Annotated in this window: 25 protein-coding genes and 1 tRNA gene; 11 read left to right on the forward strand and 15 right to left on the reverse strand. The window is 63.2% G+C overall.

All coding sequences use genetic code 11. The features are described 5' to 3' along the window. Nucleotides 1-9: 9 nt before the first annotated feature. From JHD59_RS03480 to purM, 9 genes are all read right to left on the reverse strand, one after another. Complete coding sequence (locus JHD59_RS03480) at nt 10-648, reverse strand: hypothetical protein (protein WP_199153160.1); 639 nt, start codon at nt 646-648, stop codon at nt 10-12. A gap of 76 nt (nt 649-724) precedes the next feature. Then, on the reverse strand, nt 725-1357 hold the full coding sequence (upp, locus tag JHD59_RS03485; RefSeq protein WP_103320837.1) for a uracil phosphoribosyltransferase: 633 nt from the start codon (nt 1355-1357) through the stop codon (nt 725-727). A gap of 118 nt (nt 1358-1475) precedes the next feature. Continuing rightward, the gene (locus tag JHD59_RS03490) at nt 1476-2261 is read right to left on the reverse strand and encodes an EAL domain-containing protein (protein ID WP_199153161.1); all 786 of its coding nucleotides are present in this window, start codon (nt 2259-2261) and stop codon (nt 1476-1478) included. Between the two features lie 164 nt (nt 2262-2425). Further along, nucleotides 2426-2737 carry a Grx4 family monothiol glutaredoxin gene (gene grxD, locus JHD59_RS03495; protein ID WP_103320835.1) on the reverse strand — a complete coding sequence of 104 codons (312 nt, stop codon included), beginning with the start codon at nt 2735-2737 and terminating at the stop codon, nt 2426-2428. 68 nt (nt 2738-2805) lie between these two features. Then, nucleotides 2806-4134 carry a chloride channel protein gene (locus JHD59_RS03500; protein WP_199153162.1) on the reverse strand — a complete coding sequence of 443 codons (1329 nt, stop codon included), beginning with the start codon at nt 4132-4134 and terminating at the stop codon, nt 2806-2808. Nucleotides 4135-4311: 177 nt separating this feature from the next. Then, a complete protein-coding gene (locus tag JHD59_RS03505; RefSeq protein WP_199153190.1) occupies nt 4312-5571 on the reverse strand; it encodes an SAM-dependent methyltransferase in 1260 nt (419 codons plus the stop codon). Beyond that, nucleotides 5567-6703, reverse strand: coding sequence for a DUF3108 domain-containing protein (locus JHD59_RS03510; RefSeq protein ID WP_199153163.1), 1137 nt, complete (start codon nt 6701-6703; stop codon nt 5567-5569). The genes JHD59_RS03505 and JHD59_RS03510 overlap by 5 nt, the downstream gene beginning before the upstream one ends. Continuing rightward, on the reverse strand, nt 6704-7345 hold the full coding sequence (gene purN / locus JHD59_RS03515; protein WP_199153164.1) for a phosphoribosylglycinamide formyltransferase: 642 nt from the start codon (nt 7343-7345) through the stop codon (nt 6704-6706). A gap of 96 nt (nt 7346-7441) precedes the next feature. After that, nucleotides 7442-8479 (reverse strand): phosphoribosylformylglycinamidine cyclo-ligase, encoded by a 1038-nt coding sequence (gene purM / locus JHD59_RS03520; protein WP_199153165.1) that lies wholly within the window; start codon nt 8477-8479, stop codon nt 7442-7444. A gap of 238 nt (nt 8480-8717) precedes the next feature. Here purM and hda point away from each other — a divergent pair, with 238 nt between their 5' ends. The 6 genes from hda (at nt 8718) to JHD59_RS03550 (ending at nt 13433) form a co-directional block, all read left to right on the forward strand. Beyond that, nucleotides 8718-9392, forward strand: coding sequence for a DnaA regulatory inactivator Hda (gene hda / locus JHD59_RS03525; RefSeq protein WP_199153166.1), 675 nt, complete (start codon nt 8718-8720; stop codon nt 9390-9392). Further along, nucleotides 9389-10078 (forward strand): HAD family phosphatase, encoded by a 690-nt coding sequence (locus JHD59_RS03530; RefSeq protein WP_199153167.1) that lies wholly within the window; start codon nt 9389-9391, stop codon nt 10076-10078. Before hda ends, JHD59_RS03530 begins: the two co-directional genes overlap by 4 nt. 332 nt (nt 10079-10410) lie before the next feature. Next, on the forward strand, nt 10411-11286 hold the full coding sequence (locus tag JHD59_RS03535) for an ATP-binding protein (protein WP_199153168.1): 876 nt from the start codon (nt 10411-10413) through the stop codon (nt 11284-11286). 16 nt (nt 11287-11302) lie between these two features. Next, nucleotides 11303-12001 carry a DUF6624 domain-containing protein gene (locus tag JHD59_RS03540; protein ID WP_199153169.1) on the forward strand — a complete coding sequence of 233 codons (699 nt, stop codon included), beginning with the start codon at nt 11303-11305 and terminating at the stop codon, nt 11999-12001. 68 nt (nt 12002-12069) lie between these two features. Next, nucleotides 12070-13002 (forward strand): Nudix family hydrolase, encoded by a 933-nt coding sequence (locus JHD59_RS03545; RefSeq protein ID WP_199153170.1) that lies wholly within the window; start codon nt 12070-12072, stop codon nt 13000-13002. Continuing rightward, complete coding sequence (locus JHD59_RS03550) at nt 12999-13433, forward strand: hypothetical protein (RefSeq protein WP_199153171.1); 435 nt, start codon at nt 12999-13001, stop codon at nt 13431-13433. Before JHD59_RS03545 ends, JHD59_RS03550 begins: the two co-directional genes overlap by 4 nt. Nucleotides 13434-13555: 122 nt before the next feature. Here JHD59_RS03550 and JHD59_RS03555 read toward each other — a convergent pair whose 3' ends face one another. The 5 genes from JHD59_RS03555 to apbC all read right to left on the reverse strand — a co-directional run bounded on the left by JHD59_RS03555 (nt 13556) and on the right by apbC (nt 17915). Continuing rightward, nucleotides 13556-14791, reverse strand: coding sequence for a dicarboxylate/amino acid:cation symporter (locus JHD59_RS03555; RefSeq protein WP_199153172.1), 1236 nt, complete (start codon nt 14789-14791; stop codon nt 13556-13558). 402 nt (nt 14792-15193) lie between these two features. Further along, complete coding sequence (locus JHD59_RS03560) at nt 15194-15472, reverse strand: barstar family protein (RefSeq protein ID WP_233163873.1); 279 nt, start codon at nt 15470-15472, stop codon at nt 15194-15196. After that, nucleotides 15463-15906 (reverse strand): ribonuclease domain-containing protein, encoded by a 444-nt coding sequence (locus JHD59_RS03565; RefSeq protein ID WP_199153173.1) that lies wholly within the window; start codon nt 15904-15906, stop codon nt 15463-15465. The genes JHD59_RS03560 and JHD59_RS03565 overlap by 10 nt, the downstream gene beginning before the upstream one ends. Before the next feature lie 69 nt (nt 15907-15975). After that, the gene (gene murI / locus JHD59_RS03570) at nt 15976-16755 is read right to left on the reverse strand and encodes a glutamate racemase (protein ID WP_103320823.1); all 780 of its coding nucleotides are present in this window, start codon (nt 16753-16755) and stop codon (nt 15976-15978) included. A gap of 8 nt (nt 16756-16763) precedes the next feature. Continuing rightward, complete coding sequence (apbC, locus tag JHD59_RS03575) at nt 16764-17915, reverse strand: iron-sulfur cluster carrier protein ApbC (protein WP_199153174.1); 1152 nt, start codon at nt 17913-17915, stop codon at nt 16764-16766. A 266-nt stretch (nt 17916-18181) separates the two neighbouring features. Here apbC and JHD59_RS03580 point away from each other — a divergent pair, with 266 nt between their 5' ends. From JHD59_RS03580 to JHD59_RS03600, 5 genes are all read left to right on the forward strand, one after another. After that, nucleotides 18182-19441, forward strand: coding sequence for an MFS transporter (locus JHD59_RS03580; RefSeq protein ID WP_199153175.1), 1260 nt, complete (start codon nt 18182-18184; stop codon nt 19439-19441). A 142-nt stretch (nt 19442-19583) separates the two neighbouring features. Then, on the forward strand, nt 19584-21644 hold the full coding sequence (gene metG, locus JHD59_RS03585; RefSeq protein ID WP_103320820.1) for a methionine--tRNA ligase: 2061 nt from the start codon (nt 19584-19586) through the stop codon (nt 21642-21644). Nucleotides 21645-22018: 374 nt separating this feature from the next. Further along, entirely contained in the window at nt 22019-22204 is a 186-nt protein-coding gene (locus tag JHD59_RS03590) for a hypothetical protein (protein ID WP_043624213.1), read from the forward strand. Between the two features lie 119 nt (nt 22205-22323). Continuing rightward, nucleotides 22324-22944, forward strand: coding sequence for a VC0807 family protein (locus JHD59_RS03595; protein ID WP_199153176.1), 621 nt, complete (start codon nt 22324-22326; stop codon nt 22942-22944). Nucleotides 22945-23390: 446 nt separating this feature from the next. Next, nucleotides 23391-23467: transfer RNA gene (locus JHD59_RS03600), tRNA-Met, on the forward strand. A 51-nt stretch (nt 23468-23518) separates the two neighbouring features. Here the strand turns inward: JHD59_RS03600 and JHD59_RS03605 are convergent. Further along, nucleotides 23519-25105, reverse strand: coding sequence for a PAS domain-containing methyl-accepting chemotaxis protein (locus JHD59_RS03605; protein WP_199153177.1), 1587 nt, complete (start codon nt 25103-25105; stop codon nt 23519-23521). Nucleotides 25106-25174 lie beyond the last annotated feature (69 nt).

A 25174-nucleotide genomic window follows, 5' to 3' on the forward strand; every position in this document is an offset into this window, starting at 1 on the left:
CTTGTCGATTTAAACCGCGCAGTACATCACGGCCTGCGCCAGGGTGTTGTCCACGTCGGCGGCCACCGCGCTGTGGCGGCGGAAGTCCAGCACCATGTCCTGCACCGCGCGGTAGCATTCAAAGTTGGGGCGGGACTGGTAATGCAGGTCCACGCCCAGCCGCGCCGCCACTTTCTTGATGGTGGTCGGCTTGATGCAGACGTGGCGCTGCGGATCGAAGCAGGCCAGGAAGCAGGTCACGATGGGCCATTTGGCGGCGTTGGCTTTCGGGTCGTTGCGCGCAAGGGATAGCGTATCGATGTAGGCGGCGAAACTGTCCGGGCCGAAGTCGTGCAGCACGTCGCGCAAGGCTTGGATGAAGGGCTGGTTCAGATCGCGAAAATCCATGTAGTTGCGGAAGGCGATCTTCTCGAAGGTGCTGACCGTGGTGGCCAGCGAGATGATCTGGCGGCAGGCCTGGGTGGTGTCGGCCAGCTTGCCGCAGGCCAGCGCGGCGTCCAGCTTGCCGCGGGTCAGCTCGCGCTGGCACAGCGCCTCGGCCTTGGCGTAGCTTTTGTGCTTGCGCGCCAGCGCCTGCCAATCCGGGTCCTGGAAACCGCCGGGAAAGCGGATGAGGAAGTCGGCGTCTATCGCGGCGTAGCGGTCCATGGTCTTCATCCTTGCGGGCTTGTAAAAAAGCCGCCGGCTGCATAGGCAACGGGCGGCTTGGTAAATGGCATGGCGATCAGGCTTGCTTGGTGCCGAAGATCTTGTCGCCGGCGTCGCCCAGGCCCGGAATGATGTAGCCGTGCTCGTTCAGATGGCTGTCGAGCGAGGCGGCGTAGATCTGCACGTCGGGATGCGCGTCGTTGACGGTCTTGACGCCTTCCGGCGCGGCCACCATCACCACGGCCTTGATGTGCTTGCAGCCATTGCGCTTCAGGAGATCGATGGTGGCGACCAGCGAACCGCCGGTGGCCAGCATCGGGTCGATGATCAGGGCGATGCGTTCGTCCAGGTTGCCGACGAATTTTTCAAAGTAAGACACCGGTTCCAGCGTTTCTTCATTGCGGGCCAGGCCCACCACGCTGATCTTGGCCGACGGCACCAGGTCCAGCACGCCGTCCAGCATGCCGATGCCGGCGCGCAGAATCGGCACCACGGTGACCTTCTTGCCCTTGATCTGCTTGACGTCGATCTTGCCGCACCAGCCGTCTATGGTGACGCTTTCCAGCTCGAAATCGCGGGTGGCTTCATAGGCGAGCAGCCGCGCCAGTTCCTGGGTCAGCTGGCGGAACTTCATGGTGCTGGTGTCGGCTTCGCGCAGCAGGCCCAGCTTGTGCTGAACCAGCGGATGATCAACGATGGTGATATTCAATTTCGGCTCCCTACCTTGGCAAAAAGCTGCTTGCCGCTAACGGCAAACAGCTTTCGGAATATATGACAGCGGCAGCCGCAGGGCTGCCGTGGGGGTATGGGTGCGTATTGTAGCGCGCTTAGCCGCTCGAAATCCACTCGGAAAATTCGGAAGGCGACATCGGCGGGGCAAACAGATAGCCCTGCGCCGCGTCGCAACCGAGTGCCGCCAGCGCCGCGCACTCGCTCTCGTTCTCCACGCCTATGGCGACCACGGCGGCGTCGCGGCGGCGGGCCTGGCTCAGGATGGAGGACAGCGCCGCGCGCGGTTGGTGATGGCTCGCCAGGTTTTGCGCGCAGCCGCGTGCCAGTTTCAGCACGCTGGCTGCGGGCGGCAGCCAGCCGTCGTCGGCGCTGAAATCATCGGCGGCCACGCCGAAGCCGGCCGCGCGCAGCGACGGCAGCATGAATTCCGCCGCAGCCTGGTGGCTGCGCAGCATGCGGCAGTTGAACTCCAGAATCAGGCAGGAGGCCGGCAAGTTCAGGATGCGCAGTTGTTGCAGCAGGCGCGATGGGAGATCCGGATCGAGCAGCGATTCCACGCCCAGATTGACCGAGACGGGCAGGTCGAATCCCTGGCGGCGCCAGTCCAGGCAGGAATACAGCGATTTTTCCAGCATCAGCTCCGTCAGCTGGCGCAGCATGCCGCGCGCTTCCAGCGCGGGGACGAAGCTGGCCGGCGGCAGGATGCCGAGCGCCGGGTGGCGCCAGCGGGCCAGCGCTTCTGCCGCCACGATACGGCGGCTGGGCAGTTCGACTATCGCTTGGAACCAGGGCAGTAGTTGATCGTTGGCCAGCGCGCGCCAGATGTCTTCTAGCGACGGGGTTTGCGCGGGCCGCCGCTCCAGGGCTGGCGTGCAATTCATGGTGGGGTGGTCGCGGTGGGCCGCGTTGTCATGTGTTGGTAAATATCGGGATATTCTAAGATAGCCGTCTTCTGACGGAAATGGCCATTCAGCCAGGGCAAAAAACTTGCCATAAATAGAAAAACCCGGCAGGCGCCGGGTTGTCTTCTGGATCGAAAAGCGAATTACAGGTCTTTCAGCAGTTCCTGCAGCTCGCCGTTCTGGTACATCTCGTACATGATGTCCGAACCGCCGATGAATTCGCCCTTGACGTACAGCTGCGGGATGGTCGGCCAGTTGGAGTAGTCCTTGATGCCCTGGCGGATGTCCGGGTCGCGCAGCACGTCCACGGTCAGGAAGTTGTCCACGCCACAGGCTTTCAGGATCTGCACCGCGCGCGAGGAGAAGCCGCACTGCGGAAACTGGGCGGAGCCCTTCATGAACAGGACCACCTGATTGTCGGTGACGGTCTGCTGGATATCTTGTTGAATCGACATGTTTTGCAATCCTTGCTTGGGGGCGGTCAGGGGCCGCCGGAAATACCCGATCTTTTCAATCAGTTATTCTACGTGCGGGCCGGTGGCTGGTCAATTTGCCCGGCCTTGGCATGCCACTGCGGCAGGAACAACCGCACCTGGCCTTCGTATAGCGCGCGCCGCGTCAGCAGCCGCGACACCGACGCCGCCAGCAGCGCGGTGGCCATCAACGGAATCAGCATGTCGGAGCTGTCGGTCATTTCCATCACGATGACGAAGCCGGTCATCGGCGCCCGCGTCATGCCGGCGAAGAAGCCCACCATGCCCAGCAGCACCACCATGGCCTGCGGCAAGAAGGGCAGCAGTTGGGACATATTCAGGCCGAAACCGGCGCCGACGGCCAGCGACGGCGCGAACATGCCGCCGGGCACCGCGCTGATATGGCTGATGAACATGGAGATCAGCTTCAGGATGCCATAGTCCTGCAGCCCGGCGCCGTGGCCTTCGATGATGTCGCGGGCGCGGAAGTAGCCGGTGCCGAAGGTGCTGCCGTGGCTGGCGATGCCGATGACGGCCAGCGCCAGGCCGCAGCCGGCGGCGAACAGGATGGGTTGCTTGGCGCGCCAGCCATGCAACGGCCCGGGCAGACGCTGCGACAGCGCCAGCAGCACGCGACAGGCCAGGCCGCCGATGATGCCGCCCAGCACGCCGCATAAGGGCACCGCCAGCCAGGCCTGCTTGCTCTCCATCGCCACATGAACGATGCCGAAATAACTGTAATTGCCGTTGATGGCGAAGGTGGTGAGACCGGCGACGATGACCGACAGCAGGATGGTGGAGCCGGCGCGCATGTCGAAAATGCGGCCCATCTCTTCGATGGCGAACATGATGCCGGCCAGCGGCGCGTTGAAGGCGGCCGCCACGCCGGCGGCGGCGCCGGCCAGGATGAAGCTGCGCGCGGCGCCTTCATGGCGCTGCGCCGCCTTGCGGTTCAAGGAGTATTTGATCGCTGCGCCCACCTGGACGATGGGGCCTTCGTAGCCGAATGTCGCGCCGGAGCTGATGCCCAGCAAGGTCAGCACCACTTTGCCGAAGGCCGCGCGCAGCGTGAAGCAGTATTCGCGCAATTTTTCCATGCCCGGCTCCAGCGCCGCGATGGACTGCGGGATGCCGCCGCCGGCCGAACCGGGAAAGAAGCGGTGCATGATCCAGATCGCCAGCGCCAGCCCGGCCGGGGTGATCAGCAGGCTCCAATACGGCGAGGCGTCGTAGGCTTTGAAGAACAGATCGTGGGACAGGTGGCTGCCGAGGGCGAACACATAGGCCACCAGGCCGATCAGGATGGCCGCGATCCACACCGGGACCTGGCGCCGCCATTGCGCGGCGGACAGGTAGAGATAGCGCAGACGACGCTGCATCTGCTGTCGTTTGGTGCGGCGTGGAAGATAATCCTGCATTGGATGGCGGCTCCAGGCATAAAACAAACCCGGCGGCTGCCGGGTTTTAATCATAAACCGCTAATATACTCCTAAGCGGTCGCGCTTGCGAGCTTGTTTTCTCGCGCCAAAGCCGAGCCAACTACCCGCATGGCGGCGTCAAGCCTGGGCCGGAACGCGCTGCAGCACGGCGGCGAAGAAGCCGTCGGTATTATGCAAATGCGGTTTCAGTTCCAGATAGTCGCCGCATTGCAGCGGGATTTTCTGTTCCGCCAGCACTTCATCCATCTTCACCAGGCTGAAGTCCGGATGCTCGGCCAGGAAGGCTTCGACGATGCGCTGGTTTTCCTGCGGCAGCAGGCTGCAGGTGGCGTAGACCAGACGGCCGCCTTCCTTCACCAGCCGCGAGGCGGAAGCGAGGATGGAGGTCTGCTTGGCGTTCAGTTCGGCCACGCTGTCCGGGCTTTGGCGGAATTTCAGGTCCGGATTGCGGCGCAGCGTGCCCAGGCCGGAGCAGGGCGCGTCCACCAGCACGCGGTCGGCCTTGCCGGCCAGCCGCTTCACCTTGGCGTCGTTTTCGTGCGCCAGCAGTTGCGGATGCACGTTGGACAGGCCGGAGCGGGCCTGGCGCGGCTTGAAGTTGGCAAGGCGCTTCTCTGATACATCAAACGCATACAGGCGGCCGCTGGATGACATCTGCGCGCCAAGAAGCAGCGTCTTGCCGCCGGCGCCGGCGCAGAAGTCCACCACCATTTCGCCGCGGCGCGCGCCGGTGATCAGGCCCAGGAGCTGGCTGCCTTCGTCCTGCACTTCAAATGCGCCGGATTTGAACAGCTCGTGCTTGGACAGCGCCGGCTTGTCCTTGAGGCGGATGCCGATGGGCGAGTATGGCGTGGCTTCGCAGTGGATGCCTTCGGCGTTGAGGCGGTCGAGCAGCTCTTCGCGCTTCATCTTCAGCGTGTTGACGCGCAGGTCCAGCGGGGCCATCGACATCAGGCCCTGGCCCAAGGCTTCCACGGCCGTCGGTTCCTGCTCGCCCAGGCGTTCGATCACCCATTGCGGCAGCTCGGCGCGGATTTCCAGGCTGTCTTCCAGCGCCTTGCCCTTGACCGTGCCCAGCCATTCGCGCTCGCCGGCGCTGGTGGCTTCGGACAACTCCTTGACGTTCAGTTTGTTGAACTTCATCAGGGCGACCAGCGCCAGCCGGCGCGGCGTGGCTTTTTCCGGTGCGATCAGTGCGCGCAGCTGGATCAGTCGGCGCAAGGCACCGAAAGCCGTTTCGGCGATCAGATGGCGGTCGGCGCTGCCGAGTTTGTTGTGCTCGCGGAAGTACGCGGACAGCACGGCGTCCGCCGGGCGGTCGAAGCGGGTCATCTGGCCGATGACGGTTTCCAGGTGTTTCAGTTGACTATGACTAATGTGCATTCTTGTTCCGTATCGTCGGTTGCGGCGGCAGTTCCCACTGCCGCTTGCCGTTCACTTCTATGCGGATCGCTTTAAGCTCGATCCGTTTGTCTTTGTCGGCGCGCAGGATGCGCACCGGCAGATTGGCGAAATCCGGCGCCAGCCAGAACTCGGTGACGTCGCCGTCACCCTCCGCCCTGAACACGATGACGCGCATCTTGCCGTCGCCAGTGTCGTAATCGAAGGCGCCGGCAGGCGCCATCGGATATTCGTAAACCTTTTTGGCCGTGGTGATCTGGATGGGCGCGCGGCCCAGATCGCCGCCCTTCAGCGCTAGCTGGAAGGCCAGGCTGAACGCGTCCTGCGCGCCGTTTTTCAGCGCCAGCTGCTTGCCCGCGCTGTCGCCGTAGTGCAGCAGCCCAGCGTCGTAGTCAAAGCGCGCGCTGTCTTTCAGCTGGCCGCCGCGGAAAGCCTGCAGGGTGTCCGGCCGCAGGCCGTGGCTGTCTATCTGTCCCTGTGAAAGATAGCGCAGCTTGGGGCCGATGAAAGGATTGACTGAGATGTCCAGCTGGTAGCGGCCATCTCCCTGCAGCCATTCCAGGTCGCCAAAGCCCACCATCGCCTGGCCCCAGAAGCCCTGGTAGCGAATCCGCGCCGCCACCGGGAATTTGCGCATCGCGGTATCGGGATGGATGAAGCCGGCGCTGGGCGAGGCGTCGGACTGTGCCACGCGCGCCGGCTCGCTCGCCGCCTGGTGGCGGGCGGGATGCTCGGCGGGCGGCAGTTCGGCAACCGGCTCCGAGCTGGCTTGCGCAACCAAGGTTTCCTGGGCCGGCGCGGAGGCATCCGCGGTTTCCTCGGCCGCTTGCGAGGCCTGGGTTTTCTTGCGCCGTTTCGGCGCGGGCTTCTCTGCCGGCTTGGGCGGCGTCTTGGCCGCCGCAGGACGCAGTTGGACGCCGGCATGGCTCGGTTTCAGCGGCGCCGGCGTGTCCAGCTGCATCGCCTGCATCTTGATGTCAATTTTTTCCAGCTTCGGCGTTTCTTCCGGCTGCAGGCTGAGCGCGGGCAGCAAGTCCGAGCCTAGCAGCATCAAATGCAGCAGCAGGGACAGAACCAGGGCGATCAGCAGCAGGCGGAAACGAGTCATTTAGACCTTGGCATTGGGTGCGGGCGATAACAGGCTGGCGGCGGCGCTCGGGCCGCTGGCCACCTTGCCGCCTTCGATGGCGATGTCGCCGGCGACGAAGCGGCGCACCGCTTCCGGGTACAGCTGGTGTTCCAGCTTCAGCACGCGGGCGGCCAGGCTGTCCGGGGTGTCGTCGTCCAGCACGTTGACGACGCCCTGCGACACGATTGGACCGTGGTCCAGCTCGGCAGTGACGAAGTGTACCGTGCATCCGGCCAGTTTGCAGCCCATTTCCAGCGCGCGCTCATGGGTGTGCAGGCCGGGAAAGGCCGGCAGCAGCGAGGGATGGATGTTCAGCATGCGGCCTTCGTAGCGGTGGGTGAAGCCTGCGGTCAGGATGCGCATGAAGCCGGCCAGCACCACCAGATCGGGCGCGTGGGCGTCGATGGCTTCGGCCAGCGCGGCGTCGAAGGCTTCGCGGCTGGGGTAGGCCTTGTGGTCCAGCGCCACGGCGGCGATGCCGCGTTCGGCGGCCCAGGCCAGGCCGGCCGCGTCGGGGCGGTTGGCGATCACCGCCGCCACGCGGGCGCCGGGAATGGCGGCGTTGACGATGGCCTGCATATTGGAGCCGCGGCCGGAAATCAGGATGACGATGTTTTTCATATGCCGTTGGGTATCGGTATTCGGTTGGGCATCCGCCAAATGACAAGCGCCGCCGGCGGGGCCAGCGGCGCGCAAAAGGCTGCTTGTGGCTAAGCCTTAGGCGATCTGGGTCTGGTGCTCGTCGCCGACGCGGGTGCGCACCTGGCCGATGCGGTACACGGTTTCGCCGGCCTCGCGCAGCAGCGCGGCGGCCTGTTCGGCGTGCTGCTGCGCCACCACCACCACCATGCCGATGCCGCAGTTGAAGGTGCGGTACATTTCCTGGATGTCCACATTGCCTTCGCGCTGCAGCCACTGGAACAGCTTGGGCAGCGGCCAGTTGGCGGCGTCGATCTGCGCCACAGTGTTTTCCGGCAGCACGCGCGGGGTGTTCTCGGTGATGCCGCCGCCGGTGATGTGGGCCATGCCCTTGACCGGCAGCGCTTCCATCAGCTTGAGCAGCGGCTTGACGTAGATGCGGGTCGGGGCGATCACGGCGTCGCGCAGCGTCTTGCCGTCTTCGAACGGCGCGTCGAGATCCGGCTGCGCGCGGTCGATGATCTTGCGCACCAGGCTGTAGCCGTTGGAGTGCGCGCCGTTGGAGGCCAGGCCCAGCACGACGTCGCCGGGCGCGATGTCGCGGCCGGAAATCACCTTGCTCTTTTCCACCACGCCGACGGCGAAGCCGGCCAGGTCGTATTCGCCGGCCGGGTACATGCCCGGCATTTCGGCGGTTTCGCCGCCGGTCAGCGCGCAGCCGGCTTGTTCGCAACCGGCGGCGATGCCTTTGATCACCTCGGTGGCCTGCGCCACGTCCAGCTTGCCGCAGGCGAAATAGTCCAGGAAGAACAGCGGTTCGGCGCCCTGCACCAGGATGTCGTTGACGCTCATCGCCACCAGGTCGATGCCCACGGTGTCATGGCGGTTCCAGTCGAAAGCCAGCTTGAGCTTGGTGCCGACGCCGTCGGTGCCGGAAACCAGCACCGGCTCTTTATACTTCTTGGAGATTTCCACCAGTGCGCCGAAACCGCCGATGCCGCCGAGTACCTCCGGGCGCATGGTGCGCTTGGCAAAAGGCTTGATGTTTTCGACCAGCGCGTCGCCTGCGTCGATGTCAACGCCGGCATCACGGTAACTGAGGGACGTGGTATTCAAGATAATCTCGCTTTCTGCAAACTTGAAATATTTTTACATCAAGCTTTCGCCGGTGCGAAAGCACTGTATTTTAACTGAAAATTGGCAAAAAGGCTGGCAAACAGACAGTAATGTGGACGGATTCGCCCGATTTGAATTTGTCATGAATTTTGCCGGATAAAATGGCGGTTCCACCGATGGGCCGTATCGTCGTAAAATCGTACTTATTGATGTCAGCACGCAACGCCGCACCGTAAACTTGGACCAGCTCGTACTCGATCTCACGCCTACGCCGCTGCCGGCCTTCGACAATTTCCTGGCCGAGCGCAACCGCGAGGCGATCACCGCCCTGACCGCCACCGAAGGCGAACGCTTCATCTATCTATGGGGCGAGCCCGGTTGCGGCAAAACGCATCTGTTGCAGGCCTGGATTGCCCACGCCGAGCGGCTGGGCCGCGCCGCCATCTACCTGGATGGCAAGGGCGACCATCTGCCGGATTTCGCGCGAGAGGCCAGCTTCATCGCCGTGGACCATGTGGAGGATCTAGCGCCGGACGACCAGATCATGCTGTTCTCCTTCTACAACTCCTTAAAGGAGGGCGGCGAGGGCCGCCTGCTGATGGCCGGGCGCAAGCCGCCGCTGGCGCTGTCGGTGCGCGACGATCTGCGCACCCGCCTCGGCTGGGGCCTGGTGCTGGAAGTGAAGGCCTTGTCCGACGACGACAAGCTGGCGGCCCTGCGCAGCCACGCCGCCAACCGGCAGCTGTCGATTCCGGACGACGTCTACCGTTATCTGCTTACCCATTGGCGGCGCGACTTGACCAGCCTGATCGCGATGATAGACATGCTGGACCGCTACTCGCTGGCGCTGCGGCGCCCGATCACCGTGCCGCTGGTGAAAAACGTTTTGCAAACCGCTACCCCGGAATCATGACCACTTCCACCGCCAAACGCAGGCTTGCCCTGTTCGACCTCGACCATACCCTGATCGCCGGAGACTCCGACTTCGAATGGCCGCGCTTCCTGATCAAGCGCGGCATTCTGGACGCCGCCGAGTACGACGAGCGCAACAGCTACTTCTATCGCCAATACCAGAACGGCACGCTGGACATGAACGAGTATCTTGCGTTCATCCTGGCGCCGCTGACCCGCTTTTCGCGGCCGCAGCTGGACGAGCTGCACGCCGACTATCTGGAAAACCACATCAAACCGCTGATCCCGAACAAGGCCCGCGAGCGCCTGGCCGCCCACCGCGCCGAGGGCGACCAGATCGTGATCATCACCGCCACCAACCGCTTCATCACCGGCCCGATCGCGCGCGAGTTGGGCGTGGAGCACCTGATCGCCATCGAGCTGGAAGAAGACGCGGCAGGCAACTTCACCGGCCGCCCGACCGGCGTGCTGAGCTTCAAGGAAGGCAAGATCACCCGCATCGAGCAGTGGCTGGCCGAGCGCGGTGAGGGCTGGGACAGCTATGGCGAAAGCTTCTTCTACAGCGACTCGCACAATGACCTGCCGCTGATGAAGCTGGTGGACCACCCGGTGGCGGTGGACGCCGACGACAAGCTGCGCGCCTATGCCGAGGAGCATGGCTGGCCGGTGATCTCGCTGCGCGATTGACTTTTCTGGCTGTTTGTAAAGCGTAGGGCGGGCAGGCCATAGGCCTTGCCCGCGCTTTTGCTTTGATGGCCAGGCGAGTGGCTATGGCGTCGCGCCGCCGCCATCATGGACGACGCGGGCAAGGCCCAAAGGCCTGCCCGCCCTGCGGGGTTGGTGAGGCGCAGGATGGGCAAGTCGTGATTTGCCCACGCGATGCGTAGGGCGGGCAGGCTGCAGGCCTTGCCCGCGCTTTTGCTTTGATGGCCAGGCGAGTGGCTATGGCGTCGTGCCGCCGCAATCATGGACGACGCGGGCAAGGCCCAAAGGCCTGCCCGCCCTACGGGGATGTCGAAATGGATGCTTTTCAGGATTTCTTGCGCCGCGCCGAGGCGGTGCTGGCCAGGCTAGAGCCGATGCTGCCGCCGCCGCGGCGCGAGCCGGACTGGAGCGCCTGGGCCTTCCGCTGGCACCGCCAGGGGCTGGCCGGCTGGCTGGAGGCGGTGCATGAGCCGCATACGGTGGCGGTGGACCAGTTGGCCAACGTCGACGCGCAGCGCGAGCAGCTGCTGGCCAATACTCGCCAGTTCGTCGCCGGTTTGCCGGCCAATAATGCGTTGTTGACCGGCGCGCGCGGCACCGGCAAGTCGTCGCTGGTGAAGTGCTTGTTGCCGCTGTTCGGCAAGCAGGGCTTGCGGCTGATCGAAATCGACCGCGAGCATCTGGCCGATCTGCCGCAGCTGGTGGAGCTGCTGGCTGGGCGGCCGGAACGCTTCATCCTGTATTGCGACGACCTGTCCTTCGAGCACGGCGATGCCGGCTACAAGGCCTTGAAGAGCGCGCTGGACGGCGGCCTGGCGCGGCGTTGCGACAATCTGCTGGTTTACGCCACTTCCAATCGCCGCCATCTGCTGCCGGAGGCGATGAGCGAAAACCGCGAGGGCTGGCTCAAGGATGGCGAGATCCATCCCGGCGAGGTGATAGAGGAGAAAGTCTCGTTGTCCGACCGCTTCGGCCTGTGGCTGTCTTTTTATCCGTTTGACCAGGATGCGTATCTGGCGGCGGTCAAGTCGTGGCTGGGGCATTTTGGCCTGAAATACGGCAACAAGGCCGAACGCGCGGCCTTGCAGTGGAGCCTGACGCGAGGCAGCCGCTCCGGCCGCGTGGCCTGGCAGTTCGCTTGCCATTGGGCGGGCAGTGAGGGGCTGGCGAAGCGCGCGGGAAAGAAATAGTCTGAAAAATAATTAAATGTCATTATTCGTGTTTTGGAGAGAGAGCATGAAAATGATGAAAGGACTTTTGCTGGTTGCGGCTGTATGCAGCCCGCTGGCGGCCTGGGGTGGATGCGATTGGCCGCGTATCAATGAAGACTTCCACCAGGTTATGGCGCGCGACCAAGCCGGGCGGAATGAGCTGGAACGACAGACAACCGAGGCGATGGCCGGGGGGCATCCCCTGGATGCTGCGCGCGCGGCGGCCATCTGGGAGCGGCAAAATCGCGACGATGCCGCCAATCGGCGCTGGCTGGATGAGTTGGTGGCCCGTTGCGGATGGCCCCAAACGCCGAATGTGGAGAAACCGGTGCTAGAGGTGGTCTGGCTTGTGTTGCAGCATGCGGATCAGGAGTCCATTGAATATCGGCTGAAATACTTGCCTTATCTGCAACAGTCGGTTGCGCGTGGCGATCTGCCTGCCAAGCGCCTGGCCATGTACGAGGACAGAGTGCAATTACAGCAGGGCAAGCCGCAGCGCTATGGCAGCCAGGCGATACAAGTCGACGGCGGCGTTTCCCTGCAAATGCCGGTCGAAGACCCTGAGCATCTGGACGAACGGCGCAAGGCTCTGGGCTTGCAGCCGATTTGCGAGTATCTGCAGCACTTTGTGCCCATGATGGGACCGGTGCGTTATCCGCCCTGCGTCACGTCACCGCAGCCGCAGAGGTCTTGACCCTTATGCTGGCCGCCAGTTCTTCAAGCTGCTAAGGTGGCGGCCTGCGCAATCAGGGCAAAAATCGCATGAGCAATAAGATAATCGACGTGGTGGCCGGCGCGCTGATGCGGCCGGACGGCAGTTTCATGCTGGGCAGCCGCCCGGAAGGCAAACCCTACGCCGGCTACTGGGAGTTTCCCGGCGGCAAGGTGGAACCGGGCGAGGGGCATTTCCAGGCGTTGCGGCGGGAATTCGCCGAGGAAATGGGCATCGATGTGACGTCCGCCACGCCATGGCTGACCAAGATCCACCATTACGAACACGCCTCGGTCTATCTGCGTTTCTTCCGCATTTGGCGCTGGATGGGCGAGCCGCAACCGCACGAGGGCCAGGCCTTCGCCTGGCAGACGCCGGGACAACTGACGGTGGCGCCGATGCTGCCTGCCAATGGGCCTATCCTGAAATCGCTGGAGCTGCCGGACGCTTACGCCATCACCTGCGCGCATGAGATGGGCGTGGAGGCGCAACTGGCCGCGCTGGCGGAAAAGCGCTGGGGCTTGGTGCAGGTGCGCGAGCCGCAGATGAGCCGCGATGAGCTGGCTGACTTCGTCGCCCGCGCCGCCGCTATTGTCCATGGTTATGACGGCCGGCTGGTGGTCAATGCCGATCCGGCTTGGTGCGCGGATTGGCCGGTGGACGGCGTGCATCTGAACGGCGCGCGCTTGCATGGCCTGCGCGCAAGGCCGGATTTCAGCTGGGTGGGGGCGTCGCTGCATAATCGCGACGATCTGGCCAAGGCCGGCGAGCTGGGCCTCGACTACGCTCTGCTGGGCCATGTGGCCGCCACCGCCAGCCATCCGGGCGAGACGCCGCTGGGTTGGGATGGCTTCGCCGCCTGTCTGGCCGGCGAAGTGCCGGTGCCGGTGTATGCCTTGGGCGGCCTGTCGCTGGGCGATCTGGATGCGGCGCGAAAACAGGGCGCGCATGGCGTGGCCTTGATGCGGGGGGCGTGGCGATGACGGCCAGGCAGCGCAAGCTGCTGATCCTGGGTGTGGCGCTGATTGCGTTCGGCGCCATCAAGGCCAGCCTGATTTTCTGGTATTTGAACCACAAGCCGGCGGCGCAGGCGGCGCAGCGTTTAACTTGCGATCCCTCGCGCGGCAGCTGCGCCTTGCCGGGCGGCGGCGGTTTGCGTTTCGACAGCGCGCCCGAACATGGCAAGCCGTTTGTGGTTAGGCTGCAGGGCACGGCGGCGGCCGCGCCGCCGACGGCGGACTTCACCATGCCGGACATGGACATGGGATTCAACCGTTATACCTTCGTCCGCGATGGCGCCGACTGGAAGGCGACGGTGACGCTGCCGATGTGCGTCAGCGGCAGCCGCGCCTGGCTGGTGGAAGTCCGCCACGGCAAGGATGCTTATCAACTGCCCTTCCAGGTGGTGCGTTAGGCTTCTGCCTATGCCGGCAAGCGCCGGCGCAATCCATCTTTCAGCCATAAAAAATGCCGTTCACTCCAGGAAGTGAACGGCATGGCTGCCTTGGCAGCGGCGTCGCTAAGCGCAAAGCGCGCTTAGTGGCGCTTCAACTCGCCTTCCCACTTGGCGACCACGGCGGTGGCGATGGAGTTGCCCACCACGTTGGTGGCGGAGCGGCCCATGTCTAGGAAGTGGTCGATGCCCAACAACAACAGGAGGCCGGCTTCCGGGATGTTGAACTGTGCCAGCGTGGCGGCGATCACCACCAGCGAGGCGCGCGGCACGCCGGCCATGCCCTTGGACGTCAGCATCAGGATCAGCAGCATGGAGATTTCCTGCGCCAGCGTCAGGTCGATGCCGTAAGCCTGTGCGATGAAGATGACCGCGAAGGTGCAGTACATCATGGAGCCGTCCAGGTTGAACGAGTAGCCCATCGGCAGCACGAAGCTGGCGATCTTGTTGGATACGCCGAAGCGTTCCAGCTGTTCCAGGGTCTTCGGGTAGGCGGCTTCGGAGCTGGCGGTGGTGAACGACAGCAGCAGCGGCTCCTTGATCATGCCCATCAGGTGCAAGAGGCGCGGGCCGACGATCAGCACGCCGACGGCGATCAACAGCGCCCACAGGATGCCGATGGACATGTAGAACTGGGCCATGAACTTGCCGTAGGTGCCGAGGATGGACAGGCCTTCCTTGGCCACGGTGGCGGCAATGGCGCCGAACACCGCCAGCGGGGCGAAGTTCATCACATAGCTGGTGACCTTCAGCATGACGTGGGCGACGACGTCGATGACGTCGATCAGCGCCTTGGCGCGATCGCCCAGCGCGGCCATCGCGCTGCCGAAGAAGACCGAGAAGATCACGATTTGCAGGATTTCGTTGTTGGCCATCGCCTCGAACACGCTCTTGGGAATGGCGTGGGTGACGAAGTCCTTCAGCGAAAGGGCGCCGGCCTTGATGCCGGAGTCGGCGTGCAGGTCAGGCAGCGGCAGATTCAGCGCCACGCCCGGCTTCAGGATGTTGACCATGATCAGGCCCAGGGTCAGCGAGACCAGCGAGGCGCCGATGAACCAGCCCATGGTTTTGCCGCCGATGCGGCCCACCGATTTGGCGTCGCCCATTTTGGCGATGCCGACCACCAGGGTGGAGATTACCAGCGGGGCGATGATCATCTTGATCAGCCGCAGGAAGATATCGGTGAGGATGGACATGCCGTCGACGAAGGATTTGATCGCGGCGGCGTCGTCACCAGCGTGTTGACGGAAGAGATAGCCCACCAGGATGCCCAGCAGCATCCCGACCAGGATCAAGGCCGTGAGTTTTTTTGACTTCATTGAGTTGTTCCTGCCTTTTGAGACGATTCAAAACGAGCGTAGCGTTTTCGTAACATGACATTCGTGTGGCGGGGTAGTTACGAATGCGCGCCGGAGGGTAGGCTTGCTGCGCCATATTCGGCCGGAGGCATTATTGTTTTTAGCCCGCGATTGCGGGATTGGCGCCTGTTTTGTCAGACAGGCGGGGCCGGCCGAAGGGAAGCGATTATAGTGCGTTAGTCGAAACTTGTCTTGGCAGGATTTCAGTAATTGCTTTTCACATTCGAATGTGCTTTGCGTTTTTTCATGCTTTCGGATTTTTATGGCTTTCCGAAAAATGATTTTTGGGTTTTTGGCGTCTTTTGCGCAATAAAAAGGGCAGCGCGAGCTGCCCGTGTAGTGTGTCGACAACATCGCCGACGCTCAGTGGTGGATGTCCAGCGTAATGTCCCCACGCTCTTCCGCCACGGTTTCCAGGATTTCCAGAATGGTGGCGTAGGTGTCGGCGCCTAAAGCCTTTTGCGCCTCGGCCGTATCGCGCCAAACCAGCTCGAACGGACCAGCCACGTCGTTGGCCAGGCTGTCATACAGGGCGTCCAGATTGCGGCCGAAATGGCCAGGCAGCTTCAGCTGCCGGCTGAGTTCGTCGAACAATTGATCCAGGCTGCGGATGTGATGCAGTTCGCACACGGTTAGCGGCATGGCGCCACCTCGATGAAGTTGTTGTAGTGATCGACGCTGACATAGCGCAGGCCTTGCTTGCTGAATACCAGCCGGTAGGCGCCGCGCTTGCCTCCTTTATAGTTCAGGTCGGCTTCCTGCCACTTGCCGGCCGGCAGCCGTTTTTCGTAATTGCCGAAGCGGTCGCCGCCGATGGACTTGCCCTTCAGCGCCGGCACGCTCCACAGGCTGCGGCCAGGCTTCCAGCCGGCGTCCTGCGCCTGGCGCTTGGTGACGAACTTGTCCGGCAGGCGGCCGTCGCGGTTCAGGCTGAGCAGAGCGTCGCTGAGCTCCGCCGTGTCGAGCTTGTTGCCGCTTTGGCGATTGGCCTGGGCGGCGACGTCGGTACAGGACGGCTGGGCCAGCGCCGGCAGGCTGAAGGCCGCCAGCAAGAGCAGTAGAGATGTGGTTTTCACGATTTTGTCCGGTGGCGAAGGGAAACGGCATGATTCTAGCCTGCTGCCTGTAGCTTGGGCAGAGCCCAGTCAGGCCAGCGGCACGGATTCCACCGGGAAGGGCTGGCCTATCAGTTGCGGCAGGCGCAAGGCCATTTCGCCGGCGTCTTCCGCCGTGGTGATGAAGCGGCAGTAGCCATCGGCCTGGCTGTCGAAGCCGTGCTGGCGGATCAATTCGCCGACGCGGCGGGCAATGGCCTCGGCTGGATCGTACAGCCTGATCGCATCGCCGGTGACTTCGCGGATCAGCGGCTCCAGGAAAGGATAGTGGGTGCAGCCCAAGGCGATGTGGTCGATGTTTTCGCCCATCAGCGGCTCCACCACGCGGCGAACCAGCGCGCGGGTGCGTTCGCCGGACAGCTCGCCGGCTTCGACTTGCTCCACCCAGCCGTGGCCGGCGCGGCGCAGCACGTCCACGTCGCCGGCATGCGCGTCCAGCAGCGTTTTGACGCGGTCGCTGGCCAGCGTGTATTCGGTGGCCAGCACGGCGATGCGGCCGGTGCGGCTCATCGCCGCCGCCGGTTTGATCGCCGGTTCGATGCCGACGATGGGCAGCGTGAATTCCTCGCGCATCGCGGTGATGGCGGCGGTGGTGGCGGTATTGCAGGCCACCACCAGGATGGTGGCGCCCTGGCTGATCAGGTAGCGGCCCACGGTCAGCGCGCGGTCTATGATTTCCTCGCGGCTGCGCGGGCCGTACGGGCAATAGGCCTGATCTGCCAGATAGGTGATCGGCCAGCCGGGCAGGGCGGCGCGCACCGCGCGCCATACCGACAGCCCGCCCAGGCCGGAGTCGTACATCGCAATCATGTTGCCGCTCAGTTGTTTTGGATGACGATCTTGGGGAACTTGCCGGAAAAGTCCTGGGCCTTTTCGCCCACCTTGACCGCCACGCGGCGGGCGATGGCGCGATACAGCTCGGCCGGCTTGCCGGCAGGGTCGGCCGCCACGCTGGGCTTGCCTTCGTCCACCGCCAGGCGGATGGCCAGGTCCAGCGGCAAGGAACCCAGCAGCTCCACGCCGAAGTCCTGCGCCATCTTGGCCGCGCCGCCTTCGCCGAAGATGTGCTCGGCGTGGCCGCAGTGGGAGCAGATGTGGATGGCCATGTTTTCCACCAGGCCCAGAATCGGCACGCCCACCTTCTGGAACATGGTGACGCCCTTGCGCGCGTCCAGCAGGGCGATGTCCTGCGGCGTGGTGACGATCAGCGCGCCGGTGACCGGCACTTTTTGCGACAGCGTCAGCTGGATGTCGCCGGTGCCCGGCGGCATGTCGATGACCAGATAGTCCAGATCGTCCCAGCGGGTGTCGTTGAGCAGCTGCTGCAGCGCCTGGCTGACCATCGGGCCGCGCCATACCATGGCTTGGTCCGGGTCAACCAGATAGCCGATGGACATGGTCTGCACGCCGTGATTGGACAGCGGGATCAGCTTGCCGTCCACCGCTTCCGGCTTTTGGCCTTGCAGGCCCATCATCAAGGGCTGCGACGGGCCGTAGATGTCGGCGTCCAGCAGGCCGACGCGCGCGCCCTCGGCGGACAGCGCCAAAGCCAGGTTGGCCGCGGTGGTGGATTTGCCGACGCCGCCCTTGCCGGAGGCGACGGCGATCACGTTTTTCACGCCCGGCAACAGCGGCACGCCGCGCTGGGCGGAGTGGCTGACAATCTGGCTGGAGACCTTGACTGTGACGGCGCGGCCCGCCGCCAGCGGTGCCAGAGCCTGTTCAAACTGCTGGCGGATCAGGTCGAACTGGCTCTTGGCCGGATAGCCCAGCACCACGTCCAGGCTGATTTCGGCGTCGCCGCATTGCAGGTTTTTGACATTCTTGGCCGCGATATAGCTCTTGCCGGTGTTGGCGTCGAGCAGCGGCTTCAGGGTATCCAGGATCTGAGTTTCGAGCTGTGCCATAATTTCGTTCTGCTTGGCCGCGTCGGCTTGGCCGCCGAATAGCCGGGTGAGTTTGGAGAACATGCTGGGTACGCGATGGATGTTTGCGCGTATTTTACGCCGGATTGCGGCGTCGTGCGCGGGGTATCGCGCCTGAGCGCCTCGTTTGTCAGAGGGCGAAACGGAAGGATGCCGCTCGGAAGCGGCTGATGTCTATCAGTTTTTTTTGATATAAACCGGCTGCTGGCGTAAAATGGCCGGTTTTCCCGGCGCGGTGCTAGCGCCCCCAAGGCTCGGCCCCGTCAGGCCGCGGGCCCTGTTCTTTGTCAAAGAAAGGCATTTCCCGCTTTATGCAGTCCAAACACGCCAAACTCACCTGGTCCAACCTGCTGTTCCCGCTGGCCCTGGTCCTGTTCGAATTCGCCGTCTACATCTGCAACGATATGGTGCAGCCGGCCATGCTCTCCGTCACCCGCGAATTTCTGGTGGACGCTTCCTGGGCGCCGGCCTCGATGACCGCCTTTCTGGCCGGCGGCGCGCTGCTGGCCTGGCTGACCGGCCCGCTATCCGACCGCATCGGCCGCCGTCCGGTGCTGCTGTTCGGCGTGGCTTACTTCACCGTGATGTGCCTGGCCACTTATCTGGTCAGCTCCATCGAAGCCTTCATCGCGCTGCGCCTGCTGCAGGGCATAGGCCTGTGCTTCATCAATGCCGTCGGCTATGCCTCGCTGCAGGAGTCGTTCGAGGAAACCGCCGCCGTGCGTGTGACGGCGCTGATGGCCAATGTGGCGCTGATCGCGCCGCTGGTCGGCCCGCTGGCCGGCGCGGCCCTGATCGAGCTGGCGCCGTGGCGCAGCGGCTTCCTGTTCATCGCGGCGTTGTCGCTGCTGGCTTTGCTTGGCCTATTTTTCCGCATGCCGGAAACCGTTCAGCCCAGCCATGAAAAGCTGCCGCTGTCCCGCATGGGCCGCGACTATATGAAAGTGTTCGGCCATCGCCGCTTTGTGCTTTCCGCGCTGTGCATTCCGTTGTTGGCGCTGCCGCTGATGGGCTGGATCGCGCTGTCGCCGGTGCTGCTGGTGCGCGATCTGGGCATGAGCACGGTGGAGTACGGCCTGATGCAGATCCCGGTGTTCGGCGGCCTGATCGCCGGCAACCTGGCTTTGGCCGTGATCGCCGACCGCTGGCCGCTGGGCCGCTCCGCGCTGGTGGGCATGTGGCCCATCGTTGGCGGTCTGGCGCTGATGGCTGCCGGCGTGGCGTTCTCGTCCGTGCCGCAATACTGGATGGTGGCCGGCATGAGCCTGATGGCCTTCGGCGAGGGCATGGCCTTCGGCGTGCTGTACCGCTTTGCGCTGATGTCGTGCGACGCGGCCGGCCGCGGCACGATTTCCGCCAGCATGAGCATGCTGTCGATGGCCGGCTACGCGGTGGGCATCGAGCTGTTCCGCCAGGTTTACCAGGCGACAGGCTTGGGCGGCTATACCGTGCTGGCGCTGTGCTTCTCGCTGCTTTATGTGATGCTGGGCCGCAAGATGGTCGGCATCGCCATGGCCGAGCGCGCCGCGCCGGCCGAGCCGCAGGGCGTGCTGGCCAGCCAAGGCGCCTGATCTTTATCATCGCCATGTTCACAAGCCCGGCCGCCCAGCGTTCCGGGCTTGTGCTTTTGATAGGGCGTAGTCGGCGTTGGCCGCCCGCCCGTTCTGTCTCTATAATCGATCGCTTGAAATTGCCAATCAGGGAATGATCCGAATGACCAAACGCAAGATTCTGGTGACCAGCGCGCTGCCTTACGCCAACGCGGGGCTGCACCTGGGCCACATGCTGGAGCAGATTCAGACCGACATCTGGGTGCGCTTCCAGAAGATGCGCGGACACGAATGCTACTATGTGTGCGCCGACGACACCCACGGCGCGCCCATCATGCTGGCCGCCGAGAAGCGCGGCATCACTCCCGAGCAGCTGGTGAACGAGGTGCGCGAGCTGCACCTTGCCGATTCGCAGGGCTTCCTGATCGGCCACGACAACTACTACAGCACCAACAGCCCGGAAAACAAGGCGCTGGCGGAGCAGGTCTACCTGGCGCTGAAGGCCGACGACAAGATCGCCTGCCGCACCATCGAACAGCTGTTCGATCCGGAAAAGCAGATGTTCCTGCCGGACCGTTTCGTCAAGGGCGAGTGCCCGAAATGTTCCGCCAAGGATCAATACGGCGACAACTGTGAAGTGTGCGGTGCCACCTATGCGCCGACCGAGCTGAAGAATCCGTACTCGGCAGTGTCCGGCGCCAAGCCGGTGCTGAAGACTTCCGAGCACTACTTCTTCCGTCTGGGCGAGTGCGCCGACTTCCTCAAGCAGTGGACCAGCGGCAGCAGCAAGCGCAGCGACGGCGTGGAGCAGCCGCATCTGCAGCCGGAATCGCTGAACAAGATGAACGAGTGGATAGGCGGCGGCCTGCAGGATTGGGACATCAGCCGCGACGCGCCGTACTTCGGCTTCGAGATTCCGGGCGCGCCGGGCAAGTATTTCTACGTCTGGCTGGACGCGCCCATCGGCTACATGGCCAGCTTCAAGAATCTGTGCGAGCGTCTGAACCTGAACTTCGACGAGTGGTTCGCCAAGGACAGCCAGACCGAGATGTATCACTTCATCGGCAAGGACATCCTGTACTTCCACGCGCTGTTCTGGCCGGCGATGCTGAACTACTCCGGCCTGCGCGCGCCGACCGGCGTGTTCGCCCACGGCTTCCTGACCGTGGACGGCCAGAAGATGTCCAAGTCGCGCGGCACCTTCATCCAGGCCAAGAGCTATCTGGACTGTGGCCTGAACCCGGAATGGATGCGCTACTACATCGCCGCCAAGCTGAACGGCCGCATCGAGGACATCGACCTCAACCTGAACGACTTCGTGGCGCGGGTGAACTCCGACCTGGTGGGCAAGTTCGTCAATATCGCCAGCCGCTCCGCCGGTTTCATCGCCAAGCGCTTTGATGGCCAGCTGGCCGCCAGCGTGGCGGACATGGACATCCTGGCCAAGCTGCAAGCCGCCGCCGACGAGCTGGCCGCCGCCTTCGAGGCGCGCGAATACGCCAAGGCGCTGCGCGACGTGATGGCGCTGGCCGATGTGGTCAACGGCTACGTGGACGCCAACAAGCCGTGGGAGCTGGCCAAGCAGGAAGGCCAGGACGCGCGCCTGCAGGAAGTCTGCACCGTGCTGATCAACGCCTTCCGCCTGCTGACCATCTACCTGAAGCCGGTGCTGCCCAAGCTGGCCGAAGGCGTGGAAGCCTTCCTCGACGTGGCGCCGCTATCCTGGAGCGACGCGCAAACCCTGCTGCTGGGCAAGAAGATCCAAGCCTACCAGCACCTGATGCAGCGCATCGACCCGGCGCTGATCGACAAACTGATAGAAGCGAACAAACAGAATATGCAAGCTACCCAAGATACCCCGGCAGCAGCCGCCCACGAACCGCTGGCCGAAACCATCAAGATCGACGACTTCGCCAAGCTGGACCTGCGCGTCGGCAAGGTGTTGGAATGCAATTTCGTCGAAGGCTCGGACAAGCTGCTGCAGTTCACCGTCGACCTGGGCTTTGAAAAGCGCAACATCTTCTCCGGCATCCGCAAGGCGTATCAGGAGCCGGAAAAGCTGGTGGGCCGCCACGTGATCGTGGTCGCCAATCTGGCAGAACGCAAAATGCGCTTCGGCGTGTCGCAAGGCATGATCGTCTGCGCTTCCGGCGTGGACGACAGCGAAGGCCTGTTCCTGCTGGACGTGGATGCCGGCGTGAAGCCTGGCATGCGCGTCGGCTGACCAATCTCAGCTAGCGCTTTTGATCTAGATCATGGTAAATAAGTAGCATTACCAGTTAAGTTAATCCAGCTTGGCTAACGCGGCCCCAGCGACCATATTGGTAGCTGGGGTTTTGCTTTCTGATAAGCAGCGCTCCCGCGCTGCTTGAGACTGTCCATGTCTGCCTCCCACTGCGCCTGAATCCAGGCGCGCGGCAATTCAAGGCATGCGGGATCAAGATGCGGAGGGCAGGGCCTTAACGGTGCTGTCATCGTGGCCTGCTACTGTCGGTCTGTGCCGGCAAGCTGTCGGTACGGGAACTTTCCTCAGCCGATAGTGACTAAAAAACCTAAATATGCGCTTGTTTTGTTTAAAAAAAGAATAAGGAAACCATAATGAAGATTTCGCAACTGAAACCCGGCTACAAGGTGTTCGAATACAAAGACAGCGGTGGCGTTGTCCACTACGAAGTGGTCAGCATCCGCCAGGTCGGCAAGATGTTCGAAGTGACGTTCCGGTCCGCGCTGGGCATGGCCAGCGCGATGTATCCCGCCAATGGGTTCATCCAGGCCGCAGCCTGATATCGTGTTCGGCCCCGCGTGGGCAAAAGGAAAACCAGCCCCGCTCTCGCGGGGCTTCGCTTTTGTTGACGCCGGCATGGAAAAACGGCAATTTGACGGTTTTAGCCTAAGGGGTTGCCATGGCGCGCCGAAGCCGATTGCTGCTGGAGTTGATCGTCAATTTCCTGCTGCCCTGGTTGTGTTATCGCTGGGGCAAGCCGCACTGGGGCGAAATGGGCGGCTTATTGCTGTCCGCCGTTCCGCCCTTGTTGTGGAGCGGCTGGGAGCTGTGGCGCGATCGTCGGGTCGATGCGCTGAGCATGATGGTCTTGCTGGGCATCGCATTGTCTCTGGCGGCCATGGCGCTGGGCGGGAGCGAGAAAATGCTGCTGCTGCGGGAGTCGCTGCTGTCCGGCTTGTTCGGCGTGGCTTTTCTGTTGTCGCTGCTATTGCCCAGGCCGCTGGTGTTTTACCTGGCGCGCGCTACGATTGAACGTCAGCATGAGGAGGGCCGGGCGCACTGCGAACGGTTGTGGCAACAGGCGCAGTTCCGGCGCGGCATGCGCGCGATGACGGTTTTGTGGGGATGCGGCCTGGTATTGGAGATGCTGCTGCGCAGCTGGCTGGCCTGGCATTGGCCGGTGGAGCGTTCGATTCTGGTGTTGCCGTGGATCAGTTATGCCGTGTATGGCGGCCTGATGGCGGTGACGTGGTTGCTGCGCCGCCGCATGGGGGATCGCCAAGCGGCATGGGCGGCATAGCGGGCAGGCTTGGCACTGCTTATCCAATACGGGTATACTGGCTGCCTTCTCTTAAGTGACTAGACAAAAAAAGAGGGCCGCATAAAGCGGCCCGAAGTTCCGTGATGAACACTTAGGAGAACAGGCATCGCCGTTCTGCCCACGCTGGCAGTCGCGAACAGATTGCAACACCCGTCAAAATGCACAAGGTCGTTTCGCACGCTCGGTCAAATGGCAGTTCAACCAAGAGGCAGAGCAGAGTCGCTTTCGCTACGCTGCCGACCACGATGTCAATGTAGCGCGCTTTTGTTGATGGCTTATGTGTTTGGGGTTGGCATCTGTTAAAGAGTATGAATGGGCCGTGGAGCGGTCGTTTAAAATTCTTTAGTTGAAAGTATTGACGCGCCGGATGGATTGGCTTATAGTTCACTCCTCTGCACGAAACACAGCGCAGAACAGATTTCAGACGCGGGGTGGAGCAGTCTGGTAGCTCGTCGGGCTCATAACCCGAAGGTCGTAGGTTCGAATCCTGCCCCCGCAACCAAAAACAAAAAACCGAAGCTTAGGCTTCGGTTTTTTGCATTTCTGCCGCGCTTCACGCGTCCTGGCCATCCAGCTGAAAATGCGCAGCCATGCGGCTGAGGCGCTGCGCCCGGCGATTGAAGTCGGACACGGTGCCATGCGCGTTGTCGATGTGGCGATGCGTGGCTTCCAGCTGTTGGACGATGTCCTGCATCTGTCCCGTCAACTGGTTGGCGGTAGCCGACTGCTGGCTATTGGTGGCGGCGATATCCTGCATCATGGCGCTGACGCGATGGACCGCTGCCAGAATGTCTTCCAGCCGGGCATGGGTTTCCTGCTGCGCCGTGCTGCCAGCGTGGGTCTCATTGCACACCCTGTGCATCGCTTCCACGCTGGCGTCGGATGCCTGGCGCACCCTCGCCACCAGTTGCTTGATTTCTCCTGTGCTGATGCTGGTGCGTTCCGCCAGTTTGCGCACCTCGTCCGCCACCACGGCGAAGCCGCGGCCCGTTTCGCCGGCGCGGGCGGCTTCGATGGCGGCATTCAATGCCAGCAGGTTGGTTTGCTCCGCGATCTCGTGAATGGCCTGCGCTACCTGGTTGATGCTGCCTATCGATCCGGTCAGCGACTGGATCGAGTCCTGCGCGCGGTTGACGGTGTCGACGGTGGCGGCGCTGAGTTCGCTGGCCAAGGCCATTTGGCCAGCGCTGTGGCTCAGCGTGGTGCTGGATGACTGGCTCAGCTTGGCAGTGTCGCCGGCATGGCTGGCCACTTGCTCGATGGAGCTGGACAGTTGTTCGATGGCCGCGCACATGCTGTCCACATTGCCTGCGCCGGCTGCCACGCGCTCAACCACGCCATGCAAGGTGCCATTCAGGTGCTTCGCATCCTGTTCCAAGTCGCGGGCCGTCATCTGCAGTTCGTCTATCACCACCTTCAAATGCACTTGCATGCAGGCCAGCGCGCTTTCCAGCCTGCCGCTTTCGCCACGCCCGTTGATGGACAAGGGCTGGTCGAGGCGGCCTTCCGCGATGTTTTCACATGCCTGCAGCAGTTGGCGCTGGCGCTGGCCGCGCCATAGCTCGAAACCCTGCCACAGCGCGACCATCAGCGCGCCCAGGCCGCCCGCCAGCCAGGCGGCGGCATTGCCGGCGAGCGCGGCCTGGCTGAGCAAGGCGAGGAATAAGGCGGCGGCGAAGAGGCGGCGCATCATGTTTTCTTCCACGCCATGACGTTGGCGCCGCGGCAGGCTGGCGCCTTGCAGCAATTGGGGGTAGAGGCGCTCCGCTTGGGCGACGGCCTCGCGCCGGGCCGGCGAGCGGACCGACATATAGCCGGTCAATTGTCCTTCCTCCCTGACCGGCACCACCAGCGCGTCCACCCAGTAGTGGTCGCCGTTTTTGCAGCGGTTCTTGACCAGGCCCCGCCAGGGCGATTGCCGCTGCAAGGTGCGCCAGAGGTCTTCAAACAGGATGGGCGGCATGTCAGGATGGCGGACGATGTTGTGGCTGCTGCCCAAGAGCTCTTCCCGGCTGAAACCGGAGATTTCGACAAAGGCGTCGTTGACGTGGGTGACGATGCCTTTGAGGTCGGTTTTGGAGACGATCAGCCCGCTTTCAAAACGCCGCTCCATTCCCGTGACCGGGAAATTCTTTTTCATTCAACGACTCCCGCCTATCGCTTGCAATCGGAACAATCGATTGTAGGGAGGGTGAAATTCGTTTGGCAT

This window comes from Chromobacterium sp. ASV23, assembly GCF_016428945.1.
In the GTDB taxonomy this organism is placed as follows: domain Bacteria; phylum Pseudomonadota; class Gammaproteobacteria; order Burkholderiales; family Chromobacteriaceae; genus Chromobacterium; species Chromobacterium sinusclupearum.